Origin of the sequence: Archangium sp. (genome assembly GCF_036389735.1) — a bacterium.
Lineage (GTDB): Bacteria > Myxococcota > Myxococcia > Myxococcales > Myxococcaceae > Archangium.
On sequence record NZ_DASVWK010000532.1, the window covers coordinates 1 to 6,241 of the forward strand.

The 6,241-nt window shown below is 70.5% G+C and carries 7 protein-coding genes; 5 read left to right on the plus strand and 2 right to left on the minus strand.

Going from position 1 to position 6,241, the window contains the following annotated elements; genetic code table 11:
• Nucleotides 1–255: 255 nt before the first annotated feature.
• Both VF794_RS18600 and VF794_RS18605 read right to left on the minus strand, forming a co-directional pair.
• Nucleotides 256–1,404: a cysteine desulfurase family protein gene (locus VF794_RS18600; RefSeq protein WP_331112247.1), complete on the minus strand. Its 1,149-nt coding sequence runs from the start codon at nucleotides 1,402–1,404 to the stop codon at nucleotides 256–258.
• Nucleotides 1,401–2,228, minus strand: a complete 828-nt coding sequence (locus tag VF794_RS18605; protein WP_331112248.1) for an aldo/keto reductase — start codon at nucleotides 2,226–2,228, stop codon at nucleotides 1,401–1,403. Before VF794_RS18605 ends, VF794_RS18600 begins: the two co-directional genes overlap by 4 nt.
• A gap of 111 nt (nucleotides 2,229–2,339) precedes the next feature.
• Here VF794_RS18605 and VF794_RS18610 point away from each other — a divergent pair, with 111 nt between their 5' ends.
• From VF794_RS18610 to VF794_RS18630, 5 genes are all read left to right on the plus strand, one after another.
• On the plus strand, nucleotides 2,340–2,921 hold the full coding sequence (locus tag VF794_RS18610; RefSeq protein WP_331112250.1) for an RBBP9/YdeN family alpha/beta hydrolase: 582 nt from the start codon (nucleotides 2,340–2,342) through the stop codon (nucleotides 2,919–2,921).
• Nucleotides 2,922–3,041: 120 nt separating this feature from the next.
• Complete coding sequence (gene rnk / locus VF794_RS18615) at nucleotides 3,042–3,449, plus strand: nucleoside diphosphate kinase regulator (RefSeq protein ID WP_331112252.1); 408 nt, start codon at nucleotides 3,042–3,044, stop codon at nucleotides 3,447–3,449.
• A 58-nt stretch (nucleotides 3,450–3,507) separates the two neighbouring features.
• Nucleotides 3,508–4,983, plus strand: a complete 1,476-nt coding sequence (locus tag VF794_RS18620) for an anthranilate synthase component I family protein (protein WP_331112253.1) — start codon at nucleotides 3,508–3,510, stop codon at nucleotides 4,981–4,983.
• Entirely contained in the window at nucleotides 4,980–5,552 is a 573-nt protein-coding gene (locus VF794_RS18625) for an aminodeoxychorismate/anthranilate synthase component II (protein ID WP_331112255.1), read from the plus strand. The genes VF794_RS18620 and VF794_RS18625 overlap by 4 nt, the downstream gene beginning before the upstream one ends.
• Nucleotides 5,549–6,241: aminotransferase class IV (locus VF794_RS18630; protein WP_331112258.1), on the plus strand; the 693-nt coding region annotated here is incomplete at its 3' end. The genes VF794_RS18625 and VF794_RS18630, both read left to right, overlap by 4 nt.

The window sequence follows — 6,241 nt, forward strand, 5'->3', positions numbered from 1 at the left end:
CCGGTGAGGGCGAAGGGCCAGATCCTCCCGTGCCCTGGGTTGTCGCGCATCCGGTGAGCAGCACCACCAGCACCACCGTTCCGGCCAGCTTCATGGGAATCCCCGTGGTGATGGCTACCCCCTGATGGGTTGCCAGTCCGAAGGAATACCTGATGGGGCTGACAACTCTCGGGGCTCGCCGTTCTCGGCGTCATCATCCGTGGGGATATCAAAAGCGCGTTGGGTAAAGCGGTTCTCTGGCTGTTGTTGGAAGAGTCATTTCTCCAACCACCCGCTCACCACGCATTGAATGAGCGCCTCGGCGGCGGCCACCACGTCCTCATGGGTCGTCGTCCGCCCGAGTGACAGGCGCACCGAGCCGAGCGCCGCCCGGGGCTCCACACCCATGGCGGTGAGTACGGAGGAAGCGGACTCCTCCCCCGCGTGACACGCCGAGCCCGTGGACGCGGCCACCTCGGGCGTCGCCGTCAGGAGCGCGGAGCCGCTCACGCCGGGGAAGCGCACATTCAGCGTATTGGGCAGCCGCTCCTCCGGGTGCCCATTGAGCGCCAGCCCCGGGACTCGCGCCCGCAGCCGCTCCCAGAGTTCGTCGCGCAGGGCGCGCACCCGCTTCGCCTCCCCTTCCACCGTGCGGCGGGCCACCTCGCAGGCGACCCCCAGCCCCACGAGCGAGGCGACGTTCTCCGTACCCGGCCGCAGGCCACGCTCGTGTCCCGCCCCGAGCAGCACCGGGCGCAGCGGCGTGCCCTTGCGCACGTACAGCGCCCCCACGCCCTTGGGCGCACCGAACTTGTGGCCCACCAGGGTGAGCAGATCCACCCCGAATTCCTCGACGGACACCGGCAGCTTGCCCACGGACTGGGCCGCGTCGGTGTGCACCAGAACGCCCCGGGCCCGGGCCTCGCGGGCAATGGCGGCGATGGGCTGCAACACGCCCGTCTCGTTGTTGGCGTGCATGAGCGTCACCAGCGCGGTGTCCTCGCGCAGCGCGGCCACGGCCTCGGAGACCCGGACGCGGCCGTGCTCGTCCACCGGCAGCCACGTCACCGCATGGCCGTGCTTCTCCAGCTCGCGGCACGGCTCGGTCGTGGCCGGGTGCTCGATGACCGACGTCACCAGGTGCCGCTTCTCCGGCAGCGCCGCCGCCACCCCACGAATCGCGAGGTTGTTGGCCTCGGTCCCGTGCGCGACGAAGAAGATCTCCTCCGCCCGCGCGCCGAGCAGCGCCGCCACCTGGGCTCGCGCCCGGTCCACGGCCTCACGGGCCCGGCGTCCGTAGACGTGCGCGCTCGACGGGTTGCCGAAGTGCTCGCGCAGGTACGGCACCATGGCGTCCACCACCTCCGGCAGCAGCGGCGTGGTCGCGTTGTGGTCCAGGTAGATGGGGTCTCCGGGCTCGGTCATGGCACGTCCCTCGGGTCCCACCCCGTGTACAGGTCCTCGTTCAGCCCATCGAGCCGCTTCATGTCCTCGGGGGACAGGGAGAAGTCGAAGACACTGGCGTTCTCGCGGATGCGCAGTTCGTGGACGGACTTGGGGATGACCACGAGGTCGTGCTGGAGGCACCACCGGATGAGCACCTGCGCGGGGGACTTGCCGTACTTCCGGGCGAGATCCACCACGTGCGGATCCCCAAGTCGCTGCCCCTTGGTCAGCGGGCTGTACGCCTCCACCACGATGCCCTTGGTCGCGCAGTAGCGCTGGAGGGACTCCTGGTAGAGGAACGGGTGCTGCTCCACCTGGTTGACCGCGGGCACCACCTTGGCGCGTCCCAGCAGTTCCTCCAGGTGGTGCTCCATGAAGTTGCTCACGCCAATGGCCCGACACCTCCCGTCGGCGAGCAGCTTCTCCATGGCCCGCCACGACTCCAGCCGTCGGCCCGGCACTGGCCAGTGCACCAGGTACAGATCCACGTACTCCAACCCGAGTTCCTTCAAGCTCCGCTCGCAGGCGCGCAGCGTCGAGTCGTAGCCCTGATCATCGTTCCACAGCTTGGTGGTGATGAAGAGCTCCTCCCGGGGCAGGCCGTTCTCGAGCAACGCGCGGCCCACGTCCCGCTCGTTCCCGTAGATGCGGGCCGTGTCGATGTGCCGGTAGCCGGCCGCGAGCGCCGCCAGCACCGCCTCGCGCGTCACCTCGCCGCGCGGGGCCCGGAAGACCCCCAGGCCCAGCCGGGGCATCTCCACGCCGTTGTTCAGCTTCACGGTGGACTGGAGGCTCAACTCCATGGCGTCACTCCTCTCGAAAGGGAAGACCCTCACCCCAACCCTCTCCCAGAGGCCGAGGGAGTTGCAACCCGCGAGGAGTCTCCCCGAGCGGTGCTATGCCAGAGCCCCAACATGACCCGAACCCTCACCATCGTCCCCCGCTGGGCTGGCCACGCCGACTCGGACTACTACCCCTGGCTCACCACCCGACTGCGCGAGGAGCCCTCGGGCTTCGACGCCGTGCGCGCGCTGGAGATGCCGGACCCCAAGCAGCCCACCATCGACGCCTGGGTCTCCGCGCTCGCCACCGCCCTGGGTCCCACGCCCGCGCCCGGCACCGTGCTGCTGGGGCACAGCGTCGGGTGCCAGGCCGTGCTGCGCTACCTCGCGACCCTGCCTCCGGGGAGCACGGTGGAGGGCGTGCTGCTCGTGGCCGGCTGGTGGAGCGTGGACAAGCCATGGGACAGCCTCCGTCCCTGGATGGAGACGCCCATGGACCTCGCGCGGGCGAGGGCCGCCTCGCGCCGCTTCGTCGTGCTGCTGTCCGACAACGACCCGTTCACCTCGGACTTCCGCGAGAATGGCCAGCTCTGGCGGGAACGCCTCGGGGCCGAGGTGGTGCTCGTCCCGGGCGCGCGTCACTTCAACGGCGCGCAGGAGCCCGAGGTCCTCGGGGCCCTGCGTTCCTTCTCCGCGTCACCCGCCACCCCTTGACGGGCCGTCAGGGTTTCGCTCGGTGGGACGTCCGCCGTGAGACGCCCTGCCGCCATGCAGGCAGGGCTCGGGCCGAGCTTGGTTGACCGGCCACACATCGAGTCAAAGGATTGAAGGGTCATGAGCACGCTAGAGCCGAGGATCGTCGTCACGTCTTCCGACATGGAGCGGCTGCGGACCCTCATCGACACGACCGCGGGCGACAAAGCGGACGCGCTCGATGCGGAGCTGACGCGCGCCGTGGTGGTCGAGCCCACCGAAGTGCCGCCGGACGTGGTCACCATGAACAGCCGCGTCGTCTACCAGGACGAGGAGTCGAACGAGACCCGGGAGGTGACGCTCTCGTATCCGAAGGACGCCTCCCTGGAGCAAGGACGGGTATCCGTGCTGGCGCCCGTGGGCGCGGCCCTGCTCGGGCTTTCCGTGGGACAGGAGATTGACTGGCTGGTGCCCGGGGGGAGGCACAAGCGCCTGCGCATCCTCGCGGTGCCCTACCAGCCGCAGGCGGCGGGCAACTACCCCCACTGAGTCCCGGGACCGAGCGCGAAGCGCGAGCCGTGCTTCCTCTGTTACAAGCGCTCCGCGCATGTCGGTCCCCCGCTCCCCTCCCCCGCCCCCGCTGTCCCGCGAGCGCTTCGAGGCCCTCGTCGCGGAGGGCTACAACCAGGTGCCCGTCGTCCGGTGGCTCGCACTCGAAGGCCTGAGGCCATTGGAGCTGCTGCGGGTCCTGCCTCCGGGCCACCGCTTCCTGCTGGAGAGCACCCGGGCTTCCAGCGAGGGCCGCTACTCCTTCTTGGGGGCCAGGCCCTTCCTCTCGTTCCGAGCCAAGGGGTCGCGGTGCGAAGTCAACGGCGAGCCCCAGCCGGGCGAGCCCCTGTCCACGCTGCGCGCCCTCCTGAAGCGCTGGCGGGGCCTCCGGCTGCCGGGGATGCCGCTCTTCTGTGGCGGCGCGGTGGGCTTCTTCGCCTACGAGGCGGCCCACTATTTCGAGTCCCTGCCGCGCCACCCGAATGACGACCTGGGCCTGCCGGACATCGCCCTGGATTTCGTGGACACCTTCGTGGCGGTGGACCACCAGGAGGGGGGCGCGCTCGTGGTGGCCACGGGCAGCGACTACGACGACTGCACCCGGCGGGTGGAGGCCCTGACACGGGTGGTGCTCGACGTGGCGGGCACCCCGCCGTCGGCACCCGCCTGGCACCTCGCGGACGGGCAGACACCGGACGTGGCCTGGCGCTCCTCCTTCACCCAGGAGGACTACCTGCGCGCGGTGGAGCGCGTGCAGGAGTACATCCGCGCGGGGGACACCTATCAGGTCAACCTCTCGCAGCGGCTGGAGGTGGAGCCGCGGCTGCCCGCCCTGGCGTTGTACGAGGCCCTGTCGGCCCTCAACCCGGTGCACTTCGCCAGCTACCTGGAGGTGGACGGCTTCGAGGTGGTGAGCGCCTCGCCCGAGCGGCTGGTGAGGGTGGAGGACGGCCAGGCCCTCACCCGCCCCATCGCGGGCACGCGCCGCAAGGGCACGCCGGAGGAGAACGCCCGCTTCGTCCACGAGCTGCGCACCAATGAGAAGGAGCGTGCCGAGCACGCGATGTTGGTGGATCTGGAGCGCAACGACCTGGGGCGCGTCTGCGTCTACGGGAGCGTCCAGGTGACGAAGCTGATGGAGATCACCGAGTACGCTCACGTCATCCACATCGAGTCCGAGGTGGTGGGCCGGCTGGCCCCGGGCGTGGAGCCGCTCGACGTGGTGGCGGCGGTGTTCCCCGGGGGCACCATCACCGGTGTGCCGAAGATCCGCACGCAGCAGATCATCACCGAGCTGGAGCCGCACGCCCGAGGGCTCTACACGGGCTCGCTCGGGTACTTGAGCTTCACGGGCGAGCTGGACCTGAACATCGTCATCCGCACGATGGTGCTCAAGGACGGACGGGCCTGGGTGCAGGTGGGCGGGGGCATCGTCCACGACTCGGTGCCGAAGCGTGAGTACCAGGAGACGCTGCACAAGGCGCGCTCGCAGCTCCTCGCGCTGTCCGCGCGCCCGGCGGAGGACGCGACATGATGCTGCTCATCGACAACTTCGACTCCTTCACCTTCAACCTCGTGCAGGCGCTGGGGAGCCTCGGAGCGGAGCTGAAGGTGGTGCGCAACGACGCCCTCACCCTCGCCGAGGTGGAGGCCCTGCGGCCGGACCACATCGTCATCTCGCCGGGCCCGTGCACCCCGAACGAGGCGGGCATCTCCCTGGACGTCATCCGCGCCTTCGCGGGCCGGATCCCCATCCTCGGGGTGTGCCTGGGCCACCAGTCCCTCGGGCAGGTGTTCGGCGGGCGGGTCGTCCGCGCCCCCGTGCCCGTCCACGGAAAGACAGCCGACATCCACCACGACGGCCGGGGCGTCTTCCGCGGCCTGCCCAACCCCTTCGTCGCCGCGCGCTACCACTCGCTGGTGGTGGACCGGGCGAGCCTCCCGGACTGCCTGGAGGTGTCGGCGGGGTGCGGCGAGCTGGTGATGGGCCTGCGCCACCGCGCGCACCCCTGGCTGGAAGGCATCCAGTTCCACCCCGAGTCCTTCCTCACGCCGCATGGCAACCAGTTGCTCGCCAACTTCCTGGAGGCGCGCCTCGGATGAGGGGGACGGTCGCGGTGAACGGCGAGGTGCGGCGGCTGGAAGAGCTGCGGCTCCAGGACTTCCTCCAGTCCTTCTTCTTCGGCGCCGGGTTCTTCGAGACGTTTCTCGTCACCGGGGGCGCCCCCATGTTCCTCGAGCGACACCTCGCGCGGCTGCGGTCGAGCCTCGCGGCCCATGCGGACTGCGTGCGCGCTCCCCCGCCGGACGTACTCACCGCCGGGGCCGTCCGCGAGTCGCTGCGCCGGTGCCTGGAGGCGGATGCCAGCCTGGGGCCGCGCTTCACCGGGGTGGGCAAGCTGGTGGCGGGCGATGGGCTGCTGCTGCTGTCCTTCCGTCCCCTTCCGGCCGACCACGAGCACACCGTGCGCGAGGGCCGCGCCCACGACGAGCTGGAGCGCCAGGGCTACCGGCGGGGAGACCCCCTGCTGAAGCACAAGAGCGTCTCGTACCTCCGGCAGTACGCCCACCTCGGGAGGGGAACCGTCTTCTGCAACGAGCTCGGGGAGCTCTGCGAGGCGCCGAACGGGAACCTGTTCTTCCTCATGGGGGACGCAGTGGTGACGCCGCCGCTGGAGGCCCCGTGCCTTCCGGGCATCATCCGCTCCGTGCTGCTGGAGGAAGGGCGGCTCGGGGGAAGGCCCGTCGAGGAGCGCCCGGTGCGCCGGGAGCAGTTGGAGGACGTGCGCGGC